At 65.2% G+C, this 24,879-nt stretch carries 20 protein-coding genes and 1 pseudogene; 11 read left to right on the forward strand and 10 right to left on the reverse strand.

Features of this window, described 5'->3' with window-relative positions; all coding sequences use genetic code 11:
- Positions 1–152: 152 nt before the first annotated feature.
- Complete coding sequence (locus FJ423_RS08630) at positions 153–953, reverse strand: class I SAM-dependent methyltransferase (RefSeq protein WP_140840804.1); 801 nt, start codon at positions 951–953, stop codon at positions 153–155.
- Positions 954–1,025: 72 nt separating this feature from the next.
- On the opposite strand from FJ423_RS08630, the gene FJ423_RS08635 reads away from it, so the two are divergent.
- Positions 1,026–1,877 carry a hypothetical protein gene (locus FJ423_RS08635; RefSeq protein ID WP_140840806.1) on the forward strand — a complete coding sequence of 284 codons (852 nt, stop codon included), beginning with the start codon at positions 1,026–1,028 and terminating at the stop codon, positions 1,875–1,877.
- An 8-nt stretch (positions 1,878–1,885) separates the two neighbouring features.
- On the opposite strand, the gene FJ423_RS08640 is transcribed toward FJ423_RS08635, so the two are convergent.
- Positions 1,886–2,647: an SDR family oxidoreductase gene (locus FJ423_RS08640; RefSeq protein ID WP_140840809.1), complete on the reverse strand. Its 762-nt coding sequence runs from the start codon at positions 2,645–2,647 to the stop codon at positions 1,886–1,888.
- A 104-nt stretch (positions 2,648–2,751) separates the two neighbouring features.
- Here FJ423_RS08640 and FJ423_RS08645 point away from each other — a divergent pair, with 104 nt between their 5' ends.
- Positions 2,752–3,648 (forward strand): LysR family transcriptional regulator, encoded by an 897-nt coding sequence (locus FJ423_RS08645; RefSeq protein WP_140840811.1) that lies wholly within the window; start codon positions 2,752–2,754, stop codon positions 3,646–3,648.
- A 6-nt stretch (positions 3,649–3,654) separates the two neighbouring features.
- On the opposite strand, the gene FJ423_RS08650 is transcribed toward FJ423_RS08645, so the two are convergent.
- Positions 3,655–4,281, reverse strand: coding sequence for a TetR/AcrR family transcriptional regulator (locus FJ423_RS08650; RefSeq protein WP_140840813.1), 627 nt, complete (start codon positions 4,279–4,281; stop codon positions 3,655–3,657).
- Between the two features lie 119 nt (positions 4,282–4,400).
- Here FJ423_RS08650 and FJ423_RS08655 point away from each other — a divergent pair, with 119 nt between their 5' ends.
- The 4 genes from FJ423_RS08655 (at position 4,401) to FJ423_RS08670 (ending at position 9,244) form a co-directional block, all read left to right on the forward strand.
- Positions 4,401–5,585 (forward strand): MFS transporter, encoded by a 1,185-nt coding sequence (locus FJ423_RS08655; protein ID WP_140840815.1) that lies wholly within the window; start codon positions 4,401–4,403, stop codon positions 5,583–5,585.
- A gap of 14 nt (positions 5,586–5,599) precedes the next feature.
- The gene (locus FJ423_RS08660) at positions 5,600–6,880 is read left to right on the forward strand and encodes a D-arabinono-1,4-lactone oxidase (RefSeq protein WP_140840817.1); all 1,281 of its coding nucleotides are present in this window, start codon (positions 5,600–5,602) and stop codon (positions 6,878–6,880) included.
- A complete protein-coding gene (locus FJ423_RS08665; RefSeq protein ID WP_140840819.1) occupies positions 6,877–8,013 on the forward strand; it encodes an alanine racemase in 1,137 nt (378 codons plus the stop codon). Before FJ423_RS08660 ends, FJ423_RS08665 begins: the two co-directional genes overlap by 4 nt.
- Before the next feature lie 295 nt (positions 8,014–8,308).
- Positions 8,309–9,244 carry a helix-turn-helix domain-containing GNAT family N-acetyltransferase gene (locus FJ423_RS08670; RefSeq protein WP_140840821.1) on the forward strand — a complete coding sequence of 312 codons (936 nt, stop codon included), beginning with the start codon at positions 8,309–8,311 and terminating at the stop codon, positions 9,242–9,244.
- A 152-nt stretch (positions 9,245–9,396) separates the two neighbouring features.
- Here the strand turns inward: FJ423_RS08670 and FJ423_RS08675 are convergent, their stop codons facing one another.
- The gene (locus FJ423_RS08675; protein WP_140840823.1) at positions 9,397–10,230 is read right to left on the reverse strand and encodes an AraC family transcriptional regulator; all 834 of its coding nucleotides are present in this window, start codon (positions 10,228–10,230) and stop codon (positions 9,397–9,399) included.
- 148 nt (positions 10,231–10,378) lie between these two features.
- Here FJ423_RS08675 and FJ423_RS08680 point away from each other — a divergent pair, with 148 nt between their 5' ends.
- Entirely contained in the window at positions 10,379–11,872 is a 1,494-nt protein-coding gene (locus FJ423_RS08680) for a winged helix-turn-helix domain-containing protein (RefSeq protein WP_140840825.1), read from the forward strand.
- A 117-nt stretch (positions 11,873–11,989) separates the two neighbouring features.
- On the opposite strand, the gene FJ423_RS34090 is transcribed toward FJ423_RS08680, so the two are convergent.
- From FJ423_RS34090 to FJ423_RS08705, 4 genes are all read right to left on the reverse strand, one after another.
- Positions 11,990–12,763 carry a hypothetical protein gene (locus FJ423_RS34090; protein ID WP_246680109.1) on the reverse strand — a complete coding sequence of 258 codons (774 nt, stop codon included), beginning with the start codon at positions 12,761–12,763 and terminating at the stop codon, positions 11,990–11,992.
- A 72-nt stretch (positions 12,764–12,835) separates the two neighbouring features.
- Positions 12,836–15,940, reverse strand: a complete 3,105-nt coding sequence (locus FJ423_RS08695) for an efflux RND transporter permease subunit (RefSeq protein WP_281408953.1) — start codon at positions 15,938–15,940, stop codon at positions 12,836–12,838.
- A gap of 118 nt (positions 15,941–16,058) precedes the next feature.
- Entirely contained in the window at positions 16,059–17,639 is a 1,581-nt protein-coding gene (locus FJ423_RS08700; RefSeq protein WP_210239551.1) for an FAD-dependent monooxygenase, read from the reverse strand.
- Positions 17,640–17,641: 2 nt separating this feature from the next.
- Complete coding sequence (locus tag FJ423_RS08705; protein ID WP_140840829.1) at positions 17,642–18,784, reverse strand: efflux RND transporter periplasmic adaptor subunit; 1,143 nt, start codon at positions 18,782–18,784, stop codon at positions 17,642–17,644.
- Between the two features lie 450 nt (positions 18,785–19,234).
- Between FJ423_RS08705 and FJ423_RS08710 the strand changes: the two genes are divergently transcribed.
- The 3 genes from FJ423_RS08710 to FJ423_RS08720 all read left to right on the forward strand — a co-directional run bounded on the left by FJ423_RS08710 (position 19,235) and on the right by FJ423_RS08720 (position 22,846).
- Positions 19,235–19,711, forward strand: coding sequence for a MarR family transcriptional regulator (locus FJ423_RS08710; protein WP_140840831.1), 477 nt, complete (start codon positions 19,235–19,237; stop codon positions 19,709–19,711).
- Positions 19,708–20,928 (forward strand): HlyD family secretion protein, encoded by a 1,221-nt coding sequence (locus tag FJ423_RS08715; protein WP_140840833.1) that lies wholly within the window; start codon positions 19,708–19,710, stop codon positions 20,926–20,928. The genes FJ423_RS08710 and FJ423_RS08715 overlap by 4 nt, the downstream gene beginning before the upstream one ends.
- Positions 20,929–21,313: 385 nt before the next feature.
- Positions 21,314–22,846: a DHA2 family efflux MFS transporter permease subunit gene (locus tag FJ423_RS08720; protein WP_140840835.1), complete on the forward strand. Its 1,533-nt coding sequence runs from the start codon at positions 21,314–21,316 to the stop codon at positions 22,844–22,846.
- Between the two features lie 30 nt (positions 22,847–22,876).
- On the opposite strand, the gene FJ423_RS08725 is transcribed toward FJ423_RS08720, so the two are convergent.
- Positions 22,877–23,383: a CAP domain-containing protein gene (locus FJ423_RS08725; RefSeq protein ID WP_140841074.1), complete on the reverse strand. Its 507-nt coding sequence runs from the start codon at positions 23,381–23,383 to the stop codon at positions 22,877–22,879.
- 168 nt (positions 23,384–23,551) lie between these two features.
- On the opposite strand from FJ423_RS08725, the gene FJ423_RS08730 reads away from it, so the two are divergent.
- On the forward strand, positions 23,552–24,376 hold the full coding sequence (locus FJ423_RS08730; protein ID WP_095767874.1) for a DUF2189 domain-containing protein: 825 nt from the start codon (positions 23,552–23,554) through the stop codon (positions 24,374–24,376).
- 224 nt (positions 24,377–24,600) lie between these two features.
- Here FJ423_RS08730 and FJ423_RS08735 read toward each other — a convergent pair.
- Positions 24,601–24,879: pseudogene (locus FJ423_RS08735) on the reverse strand (LysE family transporter); the annotation flags it as partial.

Below are 24,879 nucleotides of genomic sequence, written 5' to 3' on the forward strand. Positions count from 1 at the left end.
CAAAGGCGAGTGCTAACGTGGCGCTGAGATAGGCCGCTGGGTTGCCGGAGTCAAGGCGCGCGCAACGGGGCAGCGGCGCGAAATTTTTCTCCTGCGAAACGCCAGGCCGAAATGCACCGGCCATCGCGAGGCGCCGACGAGCAACCCGCCCGTTAGTCCAGGCGCCTCGGCGAACGCAGCACCAGCAGCGGGCAGCGTTCTGCGAGCCCGTATGTGCCGGTCGAGGCCAGCCGGACGTCATCGAAGAAGGTCTGGGCTTCCTTGATCAGCGCTGCCGCCGGGGCGAAGCTGTAGACGACGGACGAGTTCCGGTAGACGTCGATGGTCCCGATGGTCGGCAGCTCCCACCCGGTTCGAGCCGACAGCTCCTCGCGGTCGGGAAACATCCTGTCGAATTGTTCGAGGATGCCCCTCACCGGTATCGTGTAATCAGGCGCTCCGCCGATGGCGGTCATGGCCACGCGCCATTTGAGTTCATGGAATGTCGAGACGCCGCCGCTGAGTGCCAGGGCGCAGACTTCCTGCGGCTCGTCGCGGGTTTCGGGGGAAGCATAAAGCCTGATGGCGGCGCGCCCGTCGGGTTTGAGCGCACGCGCGATCGACGCGAGCAGTGAGCGTCTGAGGTCACCGGCGCCGATCACGGAGAGACATCCATCGCCGATCAGCGCTTCGATGCTCGCACCGGGAAACGGCAAGTCGAACCAGTCGCCCTGCACCGCCTTGCGCATATCGGTGTCGCCCGGCCAGATGCCGGCAATCATGTCGGGAGACTCGTCGACCGCCGTCATCGTGGCGCCGAGCCCGGCGAGCTCGGGCGTCACGCCGAGCATGACGACGTGCGATTGCGAAAGCTCGAGCTCACGTTCGTAGGCCTCGACCACCTGAGCCGGCGGCCGCAGCGGCGAGCCGAGCAACTGCCAGTGCTTGCGAATTGCATTCCAGTGCTCGGTCATGCAAACCCTGTATCGGTTAGGGCATTGTGTTCGTCGCATAATCGAAGGCGCATGATAAGCCAAGTGGGGCGCATGGCACGCATCGCCGTCATCACGCATGAACAAGACCGCTTCCAGACCCGGCGCGGGCTGCTGCTGCGCCGTGACAGCCCGTATATGCTCTTCGACCTGCTGGAGGAGCTGAAGCGCCGCGGCCATTCGGTGCGGGTCCTGCGCGGCACCTCGGCGAAGCCGGCCGCCGACATCGCGGTGCTGCATCTCGACGCGACCGTGACGCCGCCCGATTATGTCGACTATGCGCGCCGCTTTCCCTTCTGCCTCAATCTTGGGGCCGCCGACATCTCGAAACGCCGCGTCAGCGGCGCCGTGATTGGCCAAGGCGACGACTGGCAGGGACAGGTCATCGTCAAGAGCAGCCTCAACCATCGGGGAACGCCGGAACAGCAGCTGAACCGGCGCGCGCGGCGAGCCGGCAGGCCGGAGCCGTTTCCCGGCGTCCAAGCCTTCGAAAAATACGAGATCCATGCCTCGCTCGCCGATGTTCCGGCCGCGGTCTTCGAACGCCGGGATCTGGTCGTCGAGAAATTCATTCCTGAGCCGGAGCCGGACGGTTTTGGCGCCCGCTTCTGGCTGTTCTGCGGCGAGCGCGAGCGCTGCACCCGTCATGTCTCGCCGCAGAGCCTGGTCAAGGGCGACGACACCATCCGCCGCGAGGCGGTGCCCGTGCCGGACGAGCTGCGCGCGCTGCGGCGCCAGCTCGGCTTCGATTACGGCAAGTTCGACTTCGTCATGCATGAGGGCAGGGCGGTGCTGCTCGATGCCAACAAGACCCCTGGGCGTGCCAGGAACCTGTCGAGCTTCATCGCCGCCGGCAATGCCAATCTTGCCGACGGCTTCGAAGGACTGATCCGCCAGGTCAAGTGACCGATCGTCTAGATATTCATGCCCCCAGACACCTCGATGCGCTGGGCATTGACCCAGCGATTGTCGTCGGAGAGCAGCGAGGCGATCATCGGCCCGATATCGTCGGGGACGCCGACGCGGCCGAGCGCGGTGACGCCGGCCACCATGCGGTTGATCTCGGCATTGTCGCGCACATGGCCGCCATTGAAGTCCGTGGCGATCGCGCCGGGCGCCACGGTGTTGGCGGTGATGCCGCGCTGGCCGAGCTCCTTGGCGAGGTAGCGCGTGAACACCTCGATGCCGCCCTTCATCATCGCATAGGCCGACGATCCGGGAGCAGCAAAGCGGGCGAGCCCGCTCGAGATGTTGATGATGCGTCCGCCATCATTGATCAGCGGCAGCAGCGCCTGGGTGAGGAAGAACACGCCCTTCAGATGGGTGTTCATCAGCGTGTCGAATTCCTCTTCCGTCGTTTCGGCGATCATCTTGCGCAGGCCGGTGCCGGCATTGTTGACGAGATAGTCGAAGCGGTCGCGCTGCCAGGTGTCCTTGAGGGTCTTCTTCAACGCCGCAACGAAAGCCGGGAAGCTGGCGACGGCGCCGGCGTCGAGCTCAAGCGCCGCTGCTCGACCGCCGGCAGCCTCGATCTCGGCGATTGCGCTCTTCGCCTCGTCGGCGCGCGAGCGATAGGTGACGATGACGTCGACGCCCCTCCGGGCAAGGTGGATCGCGGTGTTGCGGCCGAGGCCGCGGCTGCCGCCGGTGATGAGAGCAATGGGACGAGTGGTCATGGCGAATCTCCTTCTTTTGGATGGAGATGCATATACTCGCCTGCCTGATCGATATAATCGGCCATGGATTGCCAACACTATTCAGTCTGTGCGAACAATCGGCGATGGACCGGTTCGACAGCATGCGGCTCTTCACTCGCGTTGTGGAACGGCGCAGCTTCACCGCGGCCGCCGCCGATCTCGGCCTGCCGCGCTCCAGCGCCACCGCCGCGATCAAGCAGCTCGAGGAGCGGCTCGGCGTACAATTGCTGAGGCGCACAACGCGCCACGTCACCACGACGCTGGACGGCGAGGCCTATTACCAGCGCTGCATCGGCATCCTCGCCGACATCGAGGATGCCGAGGGCAGCTTCGGCGCGCATGAGGTGCGCGGACGTCTGAGCATCGACATCAACGGCAACATGGCCCGCACCTTCGTCATTCCGGAACTGCCGGCGCTGCTCGCCCGCTATCCCGGGCTCAGCGTGCATATCGGCGAGGGTGACCGCTTCGTCGACCTGGTGCGCGAAGGCGTCGATTGCGTGGTCCGCGCCGGCACGCTGCCCGACAGCGACATGATCGCGCGCCGCATCGGCATGGCGCGCGAGGCGACGGTTGCCAGCGTCGCCTATGTCGAGCGCTACGGCCTGCCGCGCACTCTGGACGAGCTTGCCGGGCACGTCATGATCGGCTTCGTCTCGTCCCGCACCGGCCAGGTGATGCCGCTGGAGTTCACCGTCGATGGAAAGATCCGCGAGATCGTGCTGCCGTCGCGCGTCACCGTCTCCAATTCCGACACCGCCGCCACGCTCGTGCGCCAGGGTTTCGGCCTCTACCAGGCGCCGCGCCGCCGCTTCGCCGCCGACATCCAAGCGGGCCGGCTGGTCGAGGTGCTTCCCGATTTTCCGCCGACGCCGACGCCGATCTCGGTGCTCTATCCGCCGAGCCGACAGTTGTCGCCACGGGTGAGGGTGTTTGTCGACTGGCTGGTGGAAATCCTGGGGCCGAAGCTGGATCCCTGATAGCGCTCAGAGAAACAATCGCAACTGCGTGTGGATGATCGAACGATAATCCTCGATCGTGCGCCGGCCCTCCGCCTCGTCCTGCGTCAGCGCCAGCCGCACGACGCCGCCGGCGAGCTGGAAGATCAGGAACACGACACGTCCGAACGCCTCGCGCTGCTCCGCTTGGAGCATCGGCCCGACCTTGTCGCAGAACATCTTCGCCTGTTGCCTCGTCTCGGCGATGTCGAGATGCTGCAGCGCCTTGTCGGCCTGGATGGCGTTCTGCAGGTCCTGGATAGCCGGGTCCGCGGCGACACGGGCATGATAATCGTCGAGCAGCTGGTCGGCCGCGGCGGTCACGTCATCCAGCCGGGCTATCCCGGCGATGATCGCGCCGAAGCGTGCACGGCTTTCCTCGGAGAACCGCTCATAGAGCATCGCCAGGATCGCCGACTTGCTGGGGAAGTAATGATAGACGGTAGCGATCGGCCCGCCGGCCAGCGCGCCGACTTCCTTCATCGTCACCGCGTCGATGCCCTTCTCGCCGATCAGTCGCATGGTCGTGGCGAGGATCGCGTCGATGCGCTCGCGGCTGCGCTCCTGCTTCGGCCTGCGCCGCGGTTCCGTCGCTGTTCGCCTTGTCTGCGTCATGCGCCAAATCTCGTGAAAGCCGCGAATTCGCGGTTGACAAGAAACATGATCAAGTATCAGTTCCGTCAAATGCTGACAACCTGTCAATTTTTCGAGCGAGCTGCAAGGGAGAGCGCCTCGTGACTGCATCGCAAGCCGTGCAGGCGGAAAATGGCGATTGGCTTGTCGGCAATCCGACGGGCCTGCAGCTGGCCTCGGCGCTGTGGATCGGCTCGGTCGGCCTCCTCATCCTCGGACTGCAGCCGGTGCTGCTCGGTGCGCTCTACAGCGAAGGCCATGTCACCGGCGACGAGCTGGCGCTGGTCGCCACCGCCGAGATGATCGCGATCGCTATCGGCTCGGGCGTGGTGGCGATGCTCTTGCCGGCGCGCAACATGCGCTGGAAAAGCACGGTGCTGCTTGTCCTGCTCGCGCTCGCCAATGTCTGGACCGCTTATGCCGGCAGCCCCAATGCGCTGATTGGCGCGCGCACGCTGGCTGGCCTGGCGGGGGGCGGGCTTGTCGCTGTCGCAACCGAGCTGATCGCCCGCTCGCGCCGGGCCGAGCGCATCGGCGGCTATTTCGTCACGCTGCAGACCTTGGCGCAGTGCGCGCTGGCGCTGATCCTCGCGCTCTTTGCCGTGCCGAGAGCGGGCTCGGCCGGCGGCTTCATCGCGCTCGGCATCGTCTGTCTGCTTTCGCTCGTCGTGGCATGGACCGTGCCCGACGACTATGCCGACCTGCCCAAGCAAGAACAGTTCGCCAACGTGGCGACCGTGCCGGCGATCGCCGCGCTGCTGTCGATCTTCTGCTATTTCATGTTCTTCGGCGCCGTCTGGGCTTTTCTCGAGCCCATCGGCGCGCAGTTCGGCATCGATGGCCGCACCGTCGGCCTGATGGTTTCGGCGAGCCTTGCCGCGCAGGTGCTCGGCGCGATGACCGCGACAAGCTTTGAGGCGCGCATCGACTATCGTTTTGCCATCACCGTCATCGGGATCGTCGCGGCGATCAGCTCGCTGCTGCTTGCGTCCGGCCCGGGTCTTTCGGTGTTCTGGGCCGTGGCGCTGGTGATGGGCTTCATCCTGCTCTTCATCGTGCCTTACCAGATCCGGCTGGCGATCACCGTCGACGAGACGCGCACCGCGGTGCTGCTGGTGCCGGCCGCCCAACTCTTCGGCCTCGCCATCGGCCCGGTCGCCGCCTCGCTGCTGATCGACGGCGCGGATTTCCGGCCCGTGCCCGAATTCGCCGCCGCCGCCGCTTTAGCGAGCGTGCTTTTGCTCGGCATTTTCGTGCTGGTCGCGCGGCGGCGCGGCCGGGTCTGAGCAAAGGGGTCAAGATGGCAACCGCCTGGAGCAACTGGTCCGGCTTCGTCACGGCTTCCCCGAAATTGATCGCGGCGCCCGCCGATGCCGGCGAGCTGGCCGACCTGGTGCGCTCGGCGCCCGGTCCGCTGCGCGTCGCTGGCGCCGGCCATTCCTTCACGCCGCTGGTTCAGTCCGACGGCACCATTGTCTCGCTGGAGAAGATCGAGGGGTTGGTCTCGCACGATGCCGCGAACAACCGGGCGCGGGTGAGGGCAGGCACGCGGCTCGGCGCCTTGATGCACATCCTGCAGGACATCGGCCAAGGCCTGCCCAACATGGGCGACATCGACCGCCAGGCGATCGGCGGCGCGCTGGGCACGGCAACGCATGGCTCGGGCCCGACGCTCGGCGCCTATCACACGCAATTGGAGGCGCTGCAGCTCGTCGATGGGTTAGGCACGCTGCGCGAGTTCAGCCGGGCAGACGACCTGGACATGATCCACGCCACAGGCGTCGCGCTCGGCGCCTTCGGGGTGCTGACCGAAGTGGCGATGAACAACATCGCCACCTACCGGCTGCGCCGCCGCAAATGGGTGCTGCCGATCGGCGACATGCTCAAAAATTTCGAGACGATGATGGCTGCGCATCGCTCGGCCGAGTTCTACTACATCCCGTTCTCCGGCTACGCCCAGTTCATCGCCAGTGATCTCAGCGACGCGGCGCCGACGATGCGGCCGACCGAAGACGACGAGGAAGGGCTGGCGACTTTGCGTAAGCTGCGCACCGCGTTACCCTGGCTGCCGCGGTTGCGCCGCGCGCTGATCAGAGGGGCGGTGAAGAAGGTGCCGGCGGAAGACTATGTGCAGGACTGGCTCAACGTCTACGCCAGCGAGCGTCGCACCAAATTCAATGAGATGGAGTATCACCTGCCTTACGAGGAAGGTCCCAAGGCGCTGGCCGAGATCATTGCGCTTACGGAAAAGCATTTCCCGGAAGTCTATTTCCCGATCGAGGTGCGCTCGGTGGCGGCCGACGAATTCTGGCTTTCGCCATTCTACAAGAGGCTGACCTGCTCGATCGCAATCCACCACGATGCGGCGAACGACCCGCTGCCTTTCATGCGCGCCGCCGAGCCGATCTTCCGCAAGTGTGGCGGCAGGCCGCATTGGGGCAAGATGCACAGCCTGAAGGCGGCGGACTTCAAGAAGCTTTATCCGCGCTGGGACGATGCGATGGCGGTGCGGCGCGACATCGATCCGCAAAACCGTTTCGTCTCGCCCTACATGGCCGGCCTGTTCGGCATCCAACAATGAGCGCCTATTTCGCCGCCCTGGCCGATGCATTGATGGCCGCCGAGATTTTCCGGCCCTGCCTTGTCCTCGATCGCGACCGGCTGGACGGCAACGTCGCGCTGGTGAAGCAAAGGCTGGCGCCGGGCCTTGGCGTGCGGCTGGTCGACAAGTCGCTGCCTTGCGTGCCGTTGCTTTCGCACATCGCCAAGGCGCTTGGCACCAACCGCTTTATGACCTTCCATCCGCCGGTGACGCAGGCCGTGCTTGACGCGTTTCCCGAGGGCGATCTTCTCTACGGCAAGCCGATGCCGGTGGGTGCCGCCAAGGCCGCGCTGACCAGGGGTGGCGCCGGCTGGTGGTCGCGCGTCTGCTGGCTGATCGACACGCCGGAACGGCTGGCGGAATATGGCGCGCTCGCTGCCGCGCTCGACACAGAATTGCGCTTCGCTTTCGAGGTGGACGTCGGCCTGCATCGCGGCGGTTTTCGTGATCCCGCCGAGATTAACGCGCTCACGATTCCAAAAGGTCTGCTCTGCGACGGCATCATGGCCTATGAGGCGCATGCGCCGGAGATACCGGGCCTGTTCGGCGGCGTGGCCAAGGCGCTGAAGCAGGCCTCTGCCAAAGCCGCGGAATTCGTCGCTGCCCTCGATCCGAACCAGCGCCGCACCCTCAACATCGGCGGCTCCAAGACCGCGCTGCTGCATGGCGGCGGCGTCGTCAACGAAGTGTCGATCGGCTCGGCCTTCGTGCTGCCAAAGGATTTCGACACGCCTGGCTTGGAGGGCTTCCAGCCGGCGGCCTTTATCGCCACCCCGATCCTCAAGGCGCTCGATCCGATGCTGCCCGGCCCGCCGGCGGTTTCCAGGGCGCTGCAGGGGCTTGGCCTCTTCCCGCGCAAGGGCTGCTATCTCTATGGCGGCAAATGGATGGCCGAGCCGGTGTTTCCCGAAGGCATGAAACCGAACGGATTGATGGGCCTGTCGTCCAACCAACAATTCATGGGCCTGCCGGCGGGCGCAGATGTGAAGCCCGGCGACTATGCCTTCCTGCGGCCAACGCAGAGCGAGGCGGTGCTGCAACATTTCGGGGCGATCGCTGTGTTTGCCGGCGGGCGAATCGTGGAGTTTTGGCCGGCACTGCCAATGGGGTAGGGCCACTGAGGTCGTGATTGGCGCTGGCTTCCGCGATCTCGTCATTCTAGGGCGGAGCGACGCGAAGCGGAGCGCAGACCTAGAATCCATGCCGTTACCTTTCCGCTATGCAACGAATTGGATCCTTGGCACCTGGCGCGCTTCGACCACCGTCACGGGATTGGATTCCAGGGTCTGCGCGTCGCTTCGCTCCTTGCTCCGCGCTGGAATGACGAAATTGTGTAGTGTCCCCTCGCCATATTAATTGACTCAGTCAACTAAATGGTTGATCCTGTCCAGGACAGGAGGATTTCCCATGACCATCCACAATCACCCCGGCAAGGACCGTATCGATGCGGTGCGCGCCTTCAACCGCTTCTATACCCGCCAGCTCGGCCTGCTCGACGAGGGCCTGCTGAAAAGTCCGTTCTCGCTGACCGAGGCGCGGGTGCTTTACGAGCTCGCCCATCGCGATGGGCTGGTCGCAAGCGACCTGGTGCGCGACCTCGGCCTCGATCCCGGCTATGTCAGCCGGCTGTTGAAGAAATTCGAGGAGCGCGGCCTGGTCGGACGCGAAGCTAGTGAGACCGACGCGCGCCGCGCCTCGATCGCGCTGACGCCAGCCGGCAGGGAAGCCTTTGCGCCTCTCAACCAGGATTCGCATGACCAGGTGCGCGCGCTGCTCGATCGCCTGGCGCCGGCCGAACAGGAGCGGCTGGTCAACGCCATGCGCACCGTCCAGGACCTGCTCGGCGACAGACCTGAAGCCAAGATTCCCTATATCCTGCGGCCGCTGCAGGTCGGCGACATCGGCTGGATCACGCACCGTCAAGGCCTCATCTACGCGCAGGACTATGGCTGGGACGAAACTTACGAGGCGCTGGTCGCAGAGATCCTCGGTGAGTTCGTCAAGAACTTCGTCCCGCAATGGGAGCGCAGCTGGATCGCCGAGCGCGAAGGCGAGGTGGTCGGCTCGGTCTTCGTCATGCGCAAGTCACCCAAGGTCGCGAAGCTCAGGCTGCTCTACGTCGAACCGTCGGCGCGCGGCCTCGGCATCGGTCGGCGGCTGGTCGACGAATGCATCGCCTTCGCGCGCGCCAAAGGCTACCGGACGCTGACGCTCTGGACCAACGACATACTGGGCTCGGCCCGCCGTATCTATCAGGCTGCCGGCTTCAAGCTGGTCGAGGAAGAACGCCATCATTCCTTTGGCAAGGATCTTGTCGGACAAACGTGGAATCTCGAGCTTTAGCGCTTTTCCTTCTCCCCTTGTGGAAGAAGGTGTCGCCGAAGGCGCGGGGTGCTCCAGGGAATGCCAACGTCTCACTCCGCTGGAACACCCCTCATCCGTCTCGGCGCTGCGCGCCGATCCACCTTCTCCCACAGGGGGAGAAGGGAAAACCATCACCCCTTGACCGGCACCCAGATCTCCAGCCCGCCATTGCCGGTGCGCGCGTCGAATTCGGGCCCATAGCGCTCGAACTCGGGCGCATCGGCGATCTCGTGGCCGGAGGCCGGCAGCCAGCTGTTCCAGATCGTGTTGACGGTCCGGCGGATGGTCGAGATGTGCTCGCGATGCGAGAATACCGCATGTTTCTGCGCCGGCACCCGCACGCGGTGGAAATCCTTCGGCAGGTCGGAGAAGTCCGTCACCTCGACGCCGACGACATAGTCGAAATTGCCGGCATCGTCGCCGTTGACGCAGACGCCGTAGGCGACATCGCCGATCTCACCCGGGATGTTGCCGATATAAGGGCCGAAGCGCTGCCACTGCATCGGAATGCCGGCGCTGGTCTCGCAGCTGTAGCGCTCGCCGAGCCCGGCGACGAGGAAGGGGCGGCTGGTCTCGAAGCGCGGCGGCTCGAGTGTGGTGAGAAGCGAACTGTCCATCAGAATGGGCTCCACGAGGTCCAGGTTTTCGGCCGAGCCTTGCGCGCGCACCAGCTCCGGCGTGGTGCCGAATTGCTCGCGAAAAGCCCGCGTGAACGCCTCATGCGAGCCGTAGCCGGTATCGAGCGCGACCGAGAGGATGTCGCGCGCGCCGCCGGCCAGCTTGCGCGCCGCTTCGCTGAGCCGCCGCGCTCGCATATAACCCATCACCGATCGTCCCGTGGCCGCGCCGAAGGCGCGCGTCACATGGAAGCGCGACACGCCGCTGCTTGCCGCTATCTCGTTGAGGCTGATGGCGTCGGGCAAGTGGCTTTCGACAAACCATAGCGCCTTCTCGGTCGGGTTCATGGCTCCTCGCATTTGGCGGGACGATACTAGCCCTACGCCGCCGGCCAGTTTGATCGAAATTGCGCTCTGGGCAATAATGGTGATGTGCGAGCCGGGTCGAGCGGGAAGGGCTGACATTGTGCACGATAGGCGGGAAGGGGTGTTCCCGATGACGACGGCGACGGCCGATCAGGTGTTCCGGTTTGGCGGGTTCACGCTCGACCTTGCCATGGGTACGCTGCGCGGCGTCAACGAGCCGCTGTTCCTGCGCCCGAAAGCCTATGCGCTGCTGTCGCATCTTGCCCGCAACATGGGCCGCGTCGTGCCGAAATCGGAACTGATGGATGTCGTCTGGCCGGGCGTCTACGTCACCGAGGATTCGCTGACGCAATCGGTACGCGAAATTCGCAAGGTGCTGGGCGAGGATATGGTGCGCACCATCTCCAAGCGCGGCTACATGCTTGCCGCCGAGGCCGAAGCCGCGCCCGAGATCAGTTCGCAGCCGATCGTGGCCGTCGTGCGCTTTCGTAACGATAGCGGCGATCCGGCCGACGAGGCGATGGTCGACGGCTTTGCCGAGGACCTGATCAACGGCGTAGCGCGGTTTGGCACGGTCACGGTCCTGGCGCGCAATTCGAGCTTCTCTTTCACCTCCTTCGGCCGCGCCGAGTGGCCGCAGATCCGCGCCCGCATCGGCGCCGACTATCTGGTCGAGGGGTCGCTGCGTCGGCAGGGCGAGCATGTCGTGGTGGCCGTTAGCCTTGTCGACATCGCCAGCGCCAGACAGCTCTGGGGCGACCGCTACCAGTCCCAAGGCGCCGGGCTGTTTGCCATCGAACGCGAGATCGTCGAGCAGATCGTCAGCCGCCTGGTGACGCGGGTCACCAATGCCGGGCTGGAGCGAGCTTCACGCAAGCCGGTGACCAGCCTCGCCGCCTACGAGCTTCTGCTGCGCGGTTTTGCGCTGTTGCGCGATCCGGCTCAGACCGACCAGCGCGGCGCCGAGGCCTTGTTCGAGGCGGCGATCGCCAAGGACCCGAATTACGGGCTTGCCTACTCCTATCTCGCTTTGGCGCGCTCGCTGGACGGGGAGTTCGGGCGCGCCAACGATGCCGTGCTGGAGAACGCGCGCGACCTTGCCGACAAGGGCCTGGCCTTGTCGCCCGATCAGCCGACCGGCCATCGCGTGCAGTCCCTGATCCGCCTCTATATGCGCGATCACGAGGCGGCCGAGCATCACATGCGCATCGCGCTTGAGCTCAACCCCTACGACGCCGACAGCATCGAGCAGATGGGAATGCTGCTCACCATGCGCGGCCGGCCGCTAGAAGCGCTGACCTGGCTGGCCCGCGGCGTTCGCATCGATCCCTTGCATCCGCACTGGTACCAGTTCGACCGCGCGCTGGCGCTTTATATGATGGGGGAGTACCGGCAAGCGGCAGAGGCGCTGGAATTGGCAACGCGCCCGGCGCCCTGGATCCGCACGCGGCTGGCGGCCTGCTATGCCCAGATGGGAGATATGGAGAAGGCGCGTCGGCAGATCGCCCTCGTCGACGAGGGCGCTCCGTTCTCGCCGCTCGACTATGCATTGCGCGGCGTTCCGTTCGAAAGCCAGGCGGATGCTGAGCATCTCGCCGAAGGCGTTAGGCTTGCCCTCGGCTAAATGCATGTCGCTCAGACGTGCAGCGGTTCCGAGACAACGTGCACCAGAACAAAGACCTAAAGCGCGTCGCGTGACTCCGTTTCAGCGCAACGCGCCTTAAGTCGTGCTCGGGACCAATCAATCGGTCACGACCACGATGTAGCGGCCCTGATAGGCGCGGTAGTAGGTGCCGCCGCAGCGCCAGACGTCAAAACCGTTGACCTTGGTGCGGACGCAGCCGGCGGGGAGCGTCGCGACCCAGGCTGTCGTATGCCGCAGCACGCGCCAGGTGGTGGTGCGGCGGGCAACGCCCGCTGCGCTGCGCGGCGTCCAGGGCGCGCCAATTCGTGCCTCGGCAGTACTGACCAGCGACAGGGCCGGAACGGCGCTGCCGACGATCTCGACGGCGGTGATCGCGAGGGCGAGCAACGCTGCCGCCGAACGGCATTTCCTGAGGGATTTCATAGGCATGTTGGTTTCTCCAGATGTTGGTGAGGTCTGGTGGGAGGATGCAGCGGCAAGCCGGGTCGAACCCGTCAGCACCGCCAGGTGAGCAACCACGAACAGCCAGTGCGCCGCGGTTGTGACGCCGCCGACGACGAGCACGTCGGCGGCGATGAAGAACTGCCAGAACAGGAGGTTTGCCGTTCCGAGCAGCACATGCACGGCAGCCATCACGGCATGCCAGATGCGGGAGTAGGCGATACGCCAGAGCGTCACGCCGATGATCAAGGCGAGCCCATGCGCTTCGATAAAGCCGATGCCGGTGCCGGGCGCGTTGTTGAGCAGCACGGCCTCGGCGCCGCGGCCGAAGAAGGAGCCGGCGATGTCGGTGGCGAGCCCGCCGACCGATGCGAGGATTAGGAAGCCGGCGTTGAAGCGAACCAGAAGATTGCCAAAGAAGGGTGTCATGATCGTTCCTTTCCGTGTTGGATGAAGGGTCGCCACGGCGGCATGCGCCGTGGCTGTTGGAGGAAGCGCCGGTCAGGCCGCCAGCGGTTGGGGCTCGGCGGCGGCCGTGGTCCGCTCGGCCGCGGGAGCGCTCTCGACCGGCGCCTTGATGCCGAACCAGGTGACGTAGAGCGTCGGCAGAAAGACCAGCGTCAGCACGGTCGCGACCAAAAGGCCGCCCATCACGGCATAGGCCATCGGCCCCCAGAACACGGTTGGCGCGATCGGGATCATGCCGAGAATGGCGGCCGCCGCCGTGAGCAAGATCGGCCGCAAGCGATGCGTGGTGGCGCTGATCACCGCCGCCCAGGGTTCCTCGCCGGCGGCGATATGCTGGTCGATCTGCGCGATCAGGATCACCGAGTTGCGGATCACGATGCCGATCAGCGACATTACGCCGAGGATCGCGACGAAGCCCATCGGTGCTCCCGACAGAAGCAGTGCGCCGGCGACGCCGATGAGAGCCAGCGGAGCGGTGAGCAGCACCAGCACCAGGCGCTGGAAGCTCATCAACTGGATCATCAGCACGGTGGCCATGATGAACAGCATCAGCGGGAAGACCACGAAGATGCTGGCCTGCGCCTTGGCGCTGTCCTCTATCACGCCGCCCTGCTCGACGCTGTAGCGCGCCGGCAGCTCCGCCTCGAAGGTGGCAATGGGGCTCGCTAGCCGCTTCGACACGGTGGTGGCGTTCTCGCCAGGTGCGACGTCGGCCTGGACGGTCACGGTCGGCAGGCGGCCGCGGCGCCAGATCAGCGGCGGCTCGGTCTGATAGCTGAGCTTCGCGACCTGTTCGAGCGGCACCCGCCGTCCGCCCGAAGCGCCGATCGTCAGACCGCGCAGCGTGTCGATGCTGGCGCGTTCGCTGTCCACGGCACGTGCGACAATGTCGACGAGATAGGTGTCGTCGCGCATCTGCGTGATTTTGGAGCCGGACAGCACTGCGTTGATCGTCTCCGACAGCTGCTGCGAGGAGATGCCCAGCGCGCGCGCACGATCCTGGTCGACATCGACCTTGATCACCTTGGCCGGCTCGTTCCAGTCGTAGTTGATGTTGCGCACGGCGGCATCGCTGCCCAGCACCTGCGCGAACTGCTGCGCGAGGCTGCGCGTCTTGTCCGGGTCCGGACCGCTGACGCGGAACTTCAGCGGCCAGCCGACCGGCGGGCCGAGCTCCAGCGGCGTGACGCGGGCCATAACGTCGTCAAAGCCGGTCGACAGCTTTTTCTCCAGCCGGTCGATGACCGCCTGGCGTACGGCGTGGCCCTTGGTGACGACCACGGCCTGGGCGAAGAAGTCGTTGGCGAGCTGCGCGTCAAGCGGCAGGTAAAAGCGCACCGCGCCCTGGCCGACATAGAAGCTCCAGTGGTCGATATCTGGATCGGCGGCGAGCAGCTTCTCGACGCGCTCGACCACGGCATCCGTAGACTTGATCGAAGCAGTGCGCGGCAAGGTGAGGTCGAGCATGACCTCGGGCCGGTCGGACTTCGGGAAGAACTCCTGGCCGACGAAGCCCATCGCCACGACGGAGAGCGCGAACAGTCCGGCCGTCGCCGACAGCACCAGCCACTTCGCCCGCATCGCCATTTCGAGCAGCGCCTGGAAACCGCGGGCGATGCGCGAGGGAAGATTGCTGCCACCATGACCCTTTATGCGATCGGGCAGCAGGAAGACTCCGGTCAGCGGTGTGAACAGCACCGCAACCACCCAGGATACAACGAGCGCGATCGCTACGACAGCGAACAGCGAGAAGCAGTATTCGCCGGCGCCGCTCTTGGCGAAGCCGACCGGCACGAAGCCGGCGATCGTCACCAGCGTGCCGGTGAGCATCGGGAAGGCGGTCGAGGTGTAGGCATAGGTGGCGGCCGAGATCTTGTCGTAGCCTTCCTCCATGCGCGCGATCATCATCTCGACCGCGATCATCGCATCGTCGACCAGCAGGCCGAGCGCGATGATCAGCGCGCCGAGCGAGATGCGCTGCAGCGAGATGCCGAAATACTCCATGGTGACGAAGGTGATCGCCAGAACCAGCGGGATGGCGACCGCCACGACGACGCCGGGACGCCAGCCGAGCGCCAGCAGCGAGACGGCGAGCACGATGGCGATCGCCTCGCCGAGGCTCTTGGTGAACTCGCCGACGGATTCTTCCACCACATGCGACTGGTCGGCGACCAGGCCGAGTTCGGCGCCGAGCGGCAGCTCGCCCTCCATTTCATGCATCTTCTCCTTGACCGTCTCGCCCAGCGCCAGCGCGTCGCCGCCCGAAGTCATCGAGATGGCGATGCCGACCGCCGGCTTGCCGTTGAAGCGGAACATCGGCTGCGGCGGGTCGGAATAGGCGTGCTTGACCTCGGCGACGTCGCCCAGCCGGAAGTAATGGCCGTTGGCATAGAAGTTGATCGCCTTGAGGCTTTCCTCGGAGGTGAAGCTGCCCGAGACGCGGATGGCGATGCGCTCGGGGCCGGCATCGACCGTGCCGCTGGGCGTCAGCGCGTTCTGCGCCTGCAGCGCCTGCGACAGCGTGCCGACATCGAGGCCGAGCGCCGCCACCTTCTGCGTCGAGAATTCGAGATAGATCTTCTCGTCCTGCTGGCCGATGAGGTCGACCTTGGCGACATCTTTCACCGCCAGCAGCCCGGCCCGCAGGCTGGTGGCGAGATCCTTCAACTCGCGATGGCTGAGGCTGTCGGAGGTGAGCGCATAGATTAGCGAATACGTGTCGCCGAACTCGTCGTTATAGAACGGGCCCTGCACGCCTGACGGCAGCGTCGGCTTGATGTCGTCGAGCTTCTTGCGCACCTGGTACCAGAGCGGCTGCACCTGGTCGGCGGCCACCGTGTCCTTGAGGTTGACGAAGACGACGGATTCGCCGGGTTTCGTGTAGCTCTTGACGTAGTCGAGGTCCGGCAGTTCCTCGAGCTTCTTCTCGATGCGGTCGGTGATCTGCTCCACTGTGTCGCTGGTGCTGGCGCCCGGCCACATCGTCTTCACCACCATGGTTTTGATGGTGAAGGGCGGGTCCTCCTCGCGGCCGAGGCCGCCATAGGCGTAGAGGCCGGCAAGTGCGGCCGCGATCATCAGATAGACGATGAAGCTGCGGTGGCGCAGCGCCCATTCGGAAAGATTGAAGCTGGTCATGATGCGGTTCCTTTTCAGGGCGCGCGCAAGCGCGCTCCGCCGGCGCTTGCCGGCTGGCCAAAACAAATGACGGTTTGGGTTCAGTCAGCGCCCGCCGCTCGGCGGGCACCGTCGCAATTCAGGCCAGGCTGTGCATGGTGCCCGGCACACGGTAGGGCGCGCGTTCGGCGGTCCTCGGTCGGATGGCGAGGCCGGCGAGATAGCGCTGGAAAACGGCGGCTTCCTGAACCGGCGAGGCGAGCGCGACATGGCCGTCCGGCCTCACCAGATAGGCGGCGTCGCGCTGTAGCCCGGCTTTCCCGGCTGCATCGGTCCAAGCGAAGGCATGCACTGCAATTCCTGTCGGTGCGAGCATCGCCCGGAAATCGCAATTGACCTCGCCATAAACATGGATCTGCCAGTCGAGCGACCGCAGCGGCTCGAAATTGTCGCCGCCCGCGCCCATGATGTTGCAAGCGACATAGGGCAGGCGATCGCCGCCGCTGACCTTGCCCGCCACCCCCGAGCTGATCGGCCCGGCGCGATACTGGATCGCCGCCTGCGAGATCACGCCGAAGAAGGCGCGCGAGCCGATCGAGGTGTGCAGGGCGATGTTCAGGATCTTCGGCATCAGGTAGCGCCGGAACAGGCCGACGAGCCGCGAGCGGCTGGTAATGAAACGGAAAGCGGTGTCGGTGCTCTCGATCAGCTTGTGCGCGAAGGCAATGCGTTCCGGTTCGTAGCTGTCGAGCAGGCGCGCATCAGCCCGGCCCTGTACGACCGCCGCGAGCTTCCAGGCGAGGTTCACCGCATCGCCCATGCCGGTGTTCATGCCCTGGCCGCCGGCCGGGCTGTGGATGTGGCCGGCATCGCCGGCGAGGAAGACGCGGCCGACGCGGAAGCGCTCGGCGACCCGGTGATGGACGCGGTAAGTCGAGAACCAGTTGACCTCGTCGACCTTGACGCCGGTGTCGCGCTCGACATCGGCGCGGATCGCCTCGAAGCTGATCGTCTCGTCGGCTTCATGCGCCTTCGGCACGATCCCAATCAGCCGGACCGAACCGGACTGCCGCACCGGCATGACGATTGCGAAGCCGTAGGTGCTGATCGTCGTGTCCATGCCGTTGCGGGTGATGTCGCCGCTACCTTTCACGTCTGCGACGTAGAAGGACTGCTCGTAGGTGCCACCGGGGAAGCCGATGTTCAGCCCGTGGCGCACCGCGCTGCGGGCGCCGTCGCAGCCTGCGAGATAGGCGGTGCTGACGGTCTCGATCCGGCCATTCCTGCTCAGCGTGGCGATGACCGCCTCGCCTTTGTCCTGGAAAGCGACGAGCTCCGTATTGCGCTCGATCTCGACGCCGGCGCGCTCCAGATGCGTGATCAGCACGCGCTCGTGGATGTCCTGCGGCAGCGCGAAGGCGAAGGAGTAAGGGCTGATGCCGCGGCCGAAATCCGACAGCGGCAGCCTGGCGGCGACGCCGGCCGGCGTGTGCACGGTAAGCCGCTCGAGCTTCACGCCTGCCGCCAGCACGTCGTCGACGATGCCGATCTGGCGGTGGAACTCCAGCGTGCGCGCCTGGACGGCCAGCGCCCGCGAGGTTTCGCCGGGAGCGGCGGCCTTGTCGAAGATGCGCACCGGCACGCCGAGCCTGGTCAGCCACAGCGCGAGCGTCAACCCTGTCGGACCGGCACCGGCGATGAGGACCTTTGCCTTGGACATGGTCATTTTCCTTCTCCCTCGATGATACGAACTTTTTCGTGCTCCCGCAGCCGGTTCACGCCGGCGGTGACGACCATATCGCCCTTGGCGAGCCCGTTGCTGACCACCACGCGGTCGGTCTCGTAGCGGGCGACCGTGATGGGCTTGAGTTCGACAGCGGACGAAGAGGTGACAACCCAGACTGCCGGCTTGCCGTCCTTGTCGAAGAGCGCGCTGCCCGGCAGCACCATGACCGGCGCGCCACCACCCATCTCGGCGCGGCCGGCGACGCTTGCGCCGAAACGCATCTCGTCGGGTGCATTGTCGATCGAGACCTTCACCTGGAAGGTGCGGGTCGCGGCATCGGCCATCGGCGCGATCTCGCGGATGGTGCCGACGGCCGTGATCGCCGGATTGCTGAGTAGAGAAACGGTCACCTGCGGCGGCCGCTTGGTGTCGGGAGCGTTGGCGAAGGCGGCTTCCGCGATCGAGAACACGGCGTCGCGGCTGTCCGGATCGGCGACGCGCACCACCATCTGTCCGACATTGACTGACTGGCCGGCTTCGGCGCCGGCGGCGGTGACGATGCCGTCGAATTCCGCATGCAGCTCGGTATAGCCGAGCTGGTCCTTGGCCATATCGGAGGCAATGGTCGCCGATTTGAGCTTGGCTTGCGCCGAGCGCAGGTTCTTCAGCGTCGCGTCATAATTGGCCCGCGTCGTAAAACCCTTGGCGAGCAGCGCGCCGATGCGCGCCTCGGCGGCATTTGCCTCGACAAGTACGGCCTGCGCCGCCGCGACATCGGCTTCGGCGCTGGCGAGCCGGTTGCGATAGTCTTGATCGTCGATGCGGGCGAGCACGTCGCCCTTCTTCACCGTCGCGCCGATCTCGGCGATGCGTTCGATGAGCTTGCCGGATAAACGAAAGCCGAGGTCGCTTTCGAGCCTCGGACGGATCTCGCCGACGGCAGTGCGGGTGTCCGCGCCGAGCATCGGGGCGACCGCTATCGCCTTGACGAGCTTCGTCTCAGGCGTCGCGGGTTTGGCGTTCGAGGCCTCGCTTCTTGCGCCATGCCAGGCCATTGCGGCGCCGCCGGCAAGAACGGCGATCGATCCGGCGACAAGGCGGCGCCTCAGCGGCCTGTTGTGGAAGAGTGCGGCAATCATGTTGTCTCCATGCCCAGGGTTGCGGCCGCGCTGGGAGGATGCGGCCCGGGAAATATGTTGGCTGGAGCGGGATCGGGCGTTCGCGGGCCTGTCTTTCACCAGCCCGATCTTCTTGCGGTTTCCGGCCTGGGAAATCCCGAACGGTTTCTGAAAATTTTCCGATGTTTGTCCGAGAGACAGCCTCGAAAGGATTGACGTCGGCGCTCCAAATGTATGGCGCCCTTCGATCGGCATCATCACGAGCTCGCTCGCCGCCTTCTTCGTCGTCACCATGCTGATGCGCAACCGGCCATGATCTCTTGGCCTTGGGATGGGCCTACCGGCACCGACCCCTGCACGTTCATCGATCGCTAACCGTAAGGGAGCTTGCCTTGCTGCAGCGTCGATTTGCCGGCTTCTGGAACAACGCGGCCTCTTGAATAGTAAGCACGCTTATTATATGTATCGCTCATGGTTTCCGACGGTATCGACAGATTAGGGTTTTTGATCCACGACGTGCAGCGCTTGATGCGCAAGCGTTTCGAGGCGCGCGCCAGTGGGTTGGGTCTTTCCTCGGCGCAATGGCGCCTGCTCGTGCGCGTTGCCAAGGAGGCGGGCGTCGCGCAGGCGCGGCTTGCCGAGCTCCTCGAAATCGAGCCGATCAGCGTCTCCCGCCTGGTCGACCGCATGGAGGAGGGCGGCTGGATCGAGCGTCGCCAGGACGCGACCGACCGGCGCGTGCGCATGATCTTTCCGACCGAGAAGGCGAACGCGGCCTATGCCGACGTCAAGAGCCTGGCCGGCGAGGTCTATGAGGAATCGCTGACCGGCGTGTCGGCGGAAGATCGCCGCGTCCTGATCCGAGTGCTGGACGCCATCGTGCAGAATTTGACGGACGCCGAGACGTCCCTGGAAAAGATGAAGAATACGGAAGGGGCAGCAGCATGAACGCGGCAGCCAAGATAGAAGACGACAACGTCACCAAGCTTGCGCCGGCCCAGCCGGTCGTTAATGCGCCGGCGCAGCCGGTCGCTGAAGCGCCGGCCCAGCCGGCGGCCGCTCCGGTTGCGGCGGCTGCCGAGCCGCGGCTCGCTCCGGCGCTGAAGAAGAAGCGCCGCCCCGGGCGCTTCCTGTTGATGGTCGCCCTGCCGCTGGCCCTGCTTGCCGGCGGCGCGTATGTCTGGATCACGGGCGGCCGCTATCAGGAAACCGAGAACGCCAACCTGCAGCAGGCCAGGATTTCGGTCGCCTCCGACACGGCTGGCCGTATCGTGCAGGTCGGCATAGCCGACAACCAGCTGGTCAAGCAGGGCGACCTTCTCTTCGTCATCGACCCCGCGCCTTACAAGATTGCGCTCGCCCAGGCCGATGCGGCGGTTGCCGCCGCGCGCCTCAATGTCGAGCAGCTGCGCGCCGCTTACAGCCAGGCGATGGCGCAGGAAAAGTCCGCCTCCAGCGAGGTCGACTATGCGCAGTCGCAATATGGCCGCGCCGCCGATCTCGCGCAGAAAGGCATCAACGCCAAGTCGTCGCTCGACGAGGCCCGCAACGATCTCGACAAGGCCAAGCAGCAGCTCGCCGTCGCACAGCAGGGCATCGTCAGCGCCAAGGCAGCGCTCGGTGGCAATCCGGATATCGAGACCGACAAGCATCCGACCGTGATGGCGGCGCTCGCCGCGCGCGACAAGGCCGCCTACGATCTGGCGCAGACGACGGTCAAGGCGCCGGCCGACGGCATCGTCTACCAGGCCGCGTCGTTCAAGGTCGGCCAGTATGTCGGCGTCGGCACGCCGCTGTTCGCTCTGGTCGAGACTGGCGACACCTGGATCGACGCCAATTTCAAGGAGACCCAGCTCACCAACATGAAGCCGGGCCAGAAGGCCGAGATCGTCGTCGACACCTATCCGGGCCGCACCTTCGAGGCGACCGTGAAAGCCATCGGCGCCGGGACGGGCGCGGAGTTTTCGCTGCTGCCCGCGCAAAACGCCACCGGCAACTGGGTCAAGGTCACGCAGCGCATTCCCGTGCGCCTGGAATTGACCGACCCCGACGCCAAGATGGCGTTGCGCACCGGCATGAGCGCCACCGTCACCGTCGATACCGGCGTGGCGCGCGGCCTGCCGTCGATCTTCGGTCACGCCACGGCAGGGGAGCAGGCGCGGTAAGACAGCGAGCCCGTCGCGATCCGGCGGGCATTGAGGGGATTGGTCTGGTGGAGACGTGGCAAGGGATCAGCAAGGTAAGCCGCATGGCGGCTCGTTCGAAAGCTGAGGCCCGGCCACGGACCCGTTGGTCCTCAGGTTTCCGGGCGGCAGGCATCCGCTCCAACAGAGACTTTCAGTCGATGTAACCCCCACATCGATAGTCGCGTCCCACCGCGATGAAGGTCTCTCAACGAAGGCTTTGCCGCCCGGAAACCTAGAGCCGGATGATTTCGGGCCTGTTCGACCTGAAATCTGAACCCGCCTCTAAATCAAGGAGATAGAGCAGGATACTTCGGCATCATGCTCTAGCGTATATGTTTTTGTTACCTGCTGGAAGTTCAGCATCATGAGCACGCCCGAACCTTTCAAGGAAGTGCCGCACCGCGGACTGATCACAGTCGCGCTGATGCTGGCGACGATCATGCAGGCGCTCGATACCACGATCGCCAACGTCGCGCTGCCGACCATGACCGGCGACCTCGGCGCCTCGCCCGACAACATCAACTGGGTGCTGACCTCCTATATCGTGGCGGCGGCGATCATGACGCCGGTTACCGGCTGGCTCGCCGACAGGCTCGGCCGCAAGGAGCTGTTCCTCACCGCCGTCGTCGGCTTCACCATCTTCTCCATGCTCTGCGGTCTTGCCTGGAGCCTCGAGACCATAGTGCTCTTCCGCCTGCTGCAGGGCGTGTTCGGCGCGGCCATCGTGCCGCTGTCGCAGACATTCCTGCTCGACATCAACCCGAAGGAGCGCCATGGCCAGGCAATGGCGATCTGGGGCGCCGGCATCATGCTCGGGCCGATCCTGGGGCCGACGCTCGGCGGCTGGCTGACGGAAAACTTCAACTGGCGCTGGGTGTTCTTCATCAACCTGCCGGTCGGCATCCTCGCCTTCCTCGGCATGGCCGCCTACCTGCCGGTCATCGCCAAGCGCGTGCGCGGCTTCGACTTCTTCGGCTTCGCCATGCTGTCGCTCGGTGTCGGCGCGCTGCAGCTTCTGCTCGACCGTGGCGGCGAGGTCGACTGGTTCAACTCGGCCGAAATCTGGATCGAGCTCGCGCTGTCGCTCACCGGCTTCTGGGTGTTCATCATCCACACGGTGACGGCCGAGCATCCCTTCATCGATCCGAAGATATTCCTCGACCGCAATTTCTTGACCGGGCTGGGCTTCATCTTCGTCATGGGCGTGCTGATCCTGGCCTCGATGTCGCTGTTGCCGCCGATGCTTGCCAACATCTTCGGCTATCCGACCGTGACCATCGGCGTCGTGCTGGGGCCGCGCGGCATCGGCACGATGATTTCGATGCTGGTCGTCGGCCGCATCATGCACAGGATCGATGCCAGGATCCTCGTCGCGATCGGTTTCCTGCTTACTGCGCAGTCGCTCTACACCATGGCGAGCTTCACGCCGCAGATGGACAATTGGCTGATCATCTCCTCGGGCGTCATCCAGGGCCTAGGCATGGGCATGGTGTTCGTGCCGCTGTCGACGGTCGCCTTCGCCACGCTCGACGCGCGCTACCGCACCGACGCCACCTCGCTGTTCAGCCTGGTGCGCAATCTGGGCTCCTCCATCGGCGTATCGGTGGTCGCGGCGCTGATGGTGCGCAACACCCAGATCAACCACACCGAGCTGTCAGCCTTCATCAATCCGTACAACCCGAATCTGTGGGCCGCTTCTCCGGCGGCCGCCGCCGGCAATCCCCTAGCACTTTCGCAGGTCGACCGCGCGGTGAATGCCCAGGCGATGATGATTTCCTATATCAACGACTTCAAGATCCTGATGGTGATGACGCTGGCCGCCATTCCTTTCGTCATTCTGCTGCGCAAGCCAAAAGCGGCACCGGCGGGCGGGGCGCCGGCCGCGCATATGGATTGATAAAGTCGCTGCTCTCAGCCGGCCGCCTTTTCAGCGGCCCAGCACCAGCGCCCAATAGCGCAACGCCGGATCGCGGCCGTCGCGCACGTAAGCCAGCCCGAAGCGGCTGAAGTCCTGATCGAGCATGTTGCGGCGGTGGCCGGCCGAATGCATCCAGATGTCGAACAGCTTCTCAAGGTCGAAGCGGCCCTCGGCGATGTTTTCGGCGGCGGCGCCGCGCACGCCATTGTCCTTCATGCGCGAGGCGAAATCCTTGCCCCAGGCGGTGGTGTGGCTCATGCGCTCGCGGGAGGCCATATAGCCGGCCTGCTGCAGCGCCGCCTGTTCGAGCTGCGCGTCCGGCGTCAGCGTCGGCAGACCGGCGGAGCTGCGGATACTGGCCAACGTCGCTGTCGCGGACGAAGAGACACCGGCGCCTTCGCCGGTTGGCACGGAGACGGTGCTGCAGGCGGCTATGCCGGCAAGCGCCACCAGGCCGGCGGCCGCGAGCAACGTGCGGCGGTTGAAATCGGGGGAGGTGGTGATCGAGGTGGTCATGCGGCCTCTGATACCGGCGATCGTGGCTTTTGCCGGGCAGGGCGATGAAAATCGCATGAAGCGCGACATTCCCCGGAAGATCGGTTATCATCCCGGCGTTCTTGAAAGTGGCAGCCACGGGCGGCCACCCAGGCGGTGACCGCCCCCGGTATAAAACGGAGGACGGTTATGGCTGGTTTTCATGTCATGGCGGACGCGCGCGGGATGCATGTGCAGCCCACGGTGCGCCACATCACCACGTCGGATCTCTGGGATGCGTTGAGGCTCGGCGCCGAGGATTTCTGGGCCAAGCCGTCGCATTATGTGTTCCTGTGCCTGATCTATCCGATCGTCGGCCTGATCCTGACCCGGTGGAGCTCCGGCTCCAACGCCATCCAGCTCGTCTATCCGCTGATGTCAGGCTTCGCGCTGATCGGGCCCTTCGCGGCCATTGGCCTGTATGAGATCAGCCGCCGGCGCGAGCTCGGCATGAGCAGCCGCTGGCACCATGCGCTCGACGTGCGCCACTCGCCGGCGCTCCCGTCGATCGCCGTCATCGGCGTCCTGCTCTTCGCGCTGTTCCTGTTGTGGCTGTTCGCCGCGCAGTCGCTCTACACCAGCCTGTTCGGCGCCGAGCCGCCCGCTTCGGTCGGCGCCTTTTTGCGCGATGTGCTGACGACCGGCAGGGGCTGGACGTTGATCCTCGTCGGCAACGCCGTCGGTTTCGTTTTCGCCGCCGTCGTTTTGGCCACCACCGTCATTGCCTTTCCGCTGCTGCTTGACCGCGATGTCGGCGCCGTCTCGGCAATTGAAACCTCGGCCCGTGCCGTCATGGCCAATCCGCTGACGATGGCGCTTTGGGGGCTTACGGTCGCCGTGTTGCTGGTGGTCGGCTCGATCCCGCTGTTTGCCGGGCTTGCCGTCGTCATGCCGATCCTCGGCCACGCGACCTGGCATCTCTATCGCAAGGTGGTCGAGCCGGAGCAGATCCGGCCTGTACGCCGGCCGATGTAGATCTGATGGCTCGCCCTTAGGGTGCGTTGAGATTCAGGTCAGGCGGAGTCGAGAATGATGGCTGTCGAGAACCGGCCTACGCCGGCCGTAGCCTTAATAGGGCAAAGACACTTATGAGGGCTTCGGCCGGCGAAGGCCGGAGCGGAGCGTACTGCCGTACGTGAGCACCGGAAGCGCAGACAGCCGTCATTCGCAGGCCGGTCTCACCTGAATATCAATGTGCCCTAGCGCTGCGCCTCGGTCGCCATCTTCAAGGCCAGGGCGGTCAGCACCGTGCCCATCATCCAGCGCTGCACGACCAGCCAGAACGGCCGTCCGGCGAGGAAATTCGCGATCGAGCCGGCCGTCACCGCAATGATGGCGTTGACGGTGAGGCTGATCGAGATTTGCGTCACGCCGAGCACCAGAAGCTGCGACAGAACATGACCCTTGGCCGGATTGATGAACTGCGGCAGCAGCGACAGGTAGAGCACGGCCACTTTCGGATTGAGCAGGTTGGTCAA

Source organism: Mesorhizobium sp. B2-8-9, from assembly GCF_006439475.1.
Classification (GTDB): Bacteria; Pseudomonadota; Alphaproteobacteria; order Rhizobiales; family Rhizobiaceae; genus Mesorhizobium.

Excerpts from the sequence above, each read along its gene's own strand:
- FJ423_RS08675 (WP_140840823.1), bottom strand. The coding sequence starts at position 10,230 with ATGAACCCGACCGAGAAGGCGCTATGGTTTGTCGAAAGCCACTTGCCC.
- FJ423_RS08700 (WP_210239551.1), bottom strand. The coding sequence starts at position 17,639 with ATGTCCAAGGCAAAGGTCCTCATCGCCGGTGCCGGTCCGACAGGGTTG.
- FJ423_RS08680 (WP_140840825.1), top strand. The coding sequence starts at position 10,379 with ATGACGACGGCGACGGCCGATCAGGTGTTCCGGTTTGGCGGGTTCACG.
- FJ423_RS08710 (WP_140840831.1), top strand. The coding sequence starts at position 19,235 with ATGGTTTCCGACGGTATCGACAGATTAGGGTTTTTGATCCACGACGTG.
- FJ423_RS08715 (WP_140840833.1), top strand. The coding sequence starts at position 19,708 with ATGAACGCGGCAGCCAAGATAGAAGACGACAACGTCACCAAGCTTGCG.
- FJ423_RS08705 (WP_140840829.1), bottom strand. The coding sequence starts at position 18,784 with ATGATTGCCGCACTCTTCCACAACAGGCCGCTGAGGCGCCGCCTTGTC.
- FJ423_RS08695 (WP_281408953.1), bottom strand. The coding sequence starts at position 15,940 with ATGACCAGCTTCAATCTTTCCGAATGGGCGCTGCGCCACCGCAGCTTC.
- FJ423_RS08660 (WP_140840817.1), top strand. The coding sequence starts at position 5,600 with ATGGCAACCGCCTGGAGCAACTGGTCCGGCTTCGTCACGGCTTCCCCG.
- FJ423_RS08645 (WP_140840811.1), top strand. The coding sequence starts at position 2,752 with ATGGACCGGTTCGACAGCATGCGGCTCTTCACTCGCGTTGTGGAACGG.
- FJ423_RS34090 (WP_246680109.1), bottom strand. The coding sequence starts at position 12,763 with ATGACACCCTTCTTTGGCAATCTTCTGGTTCGCTTCAACGCCGGCTTC.
- FJ423_RS08730 (WP_095767874.1), top strand. The coding sequence starts at position 23,552 with ATGGCTGGTTTTCATGTCATGGCGGACGCGCGCGGGATGCATGTGCAG.
- FJ423_RS08670 (WP_140840821.1), top strand. The coding sequence starts at position 8,309 with ATGACCATCCACAATCACCCCGGCAAGGACCGTATCGATGCGGTGCGC.
- FJ423_RS08635 (WP_140840806.1), top strand. The coding sequence starts at position 1,026 with ATGGCACGCATCGCCGTCATCACGCATGAACAAGACCGCTTCCAGACC.
- FJ423_RS08665 (WP_140840819.1), top strand. The coding sequence starts at position 6,877 with ATGAGCGCCTATTTCGCCGCCCTGGCCGATGCATTGATGGCCGCCGAG.
- FJ423_RS08725 (WP_140841074.1), bottom strand. The coding sequence starts at position 23,383 with ATGACCACCTCGATCACCACCTCCCCCGATTTCAACCGCCGCACGTTG.
- FJ423_RS08650 (WP_140840813.1), bottom strand. The coding sequence starts at position 4,281 with ATGACGCAGACAAGGCGAACAGCGACGGAACCGCGGCGCAGGCCGAAG.
- FJ423_RS08630 (WP_140840804.1), bottom strand. The coding sequence starts at position 953 with ATGACCGAGCACTGGAATGCAATTCGCAAGCACTGGCAGTTGCTCGGC.
- FJ423_RS08640 (WP_140840809.1), bottom strand. The coding sequence starts at position 2,647 with ATGACCACTCGTCCCATTGCTCTCATCACCGGCGGCAGCCGCGGCCTC.
- FJ423_RS08720 (WP_140840835.1), top strand. The coding sequence starts at position 21,314 with ATGAGCACGCCCGAACCTTTCAAGGAAGTGCCGCACCGCGGACTGATC.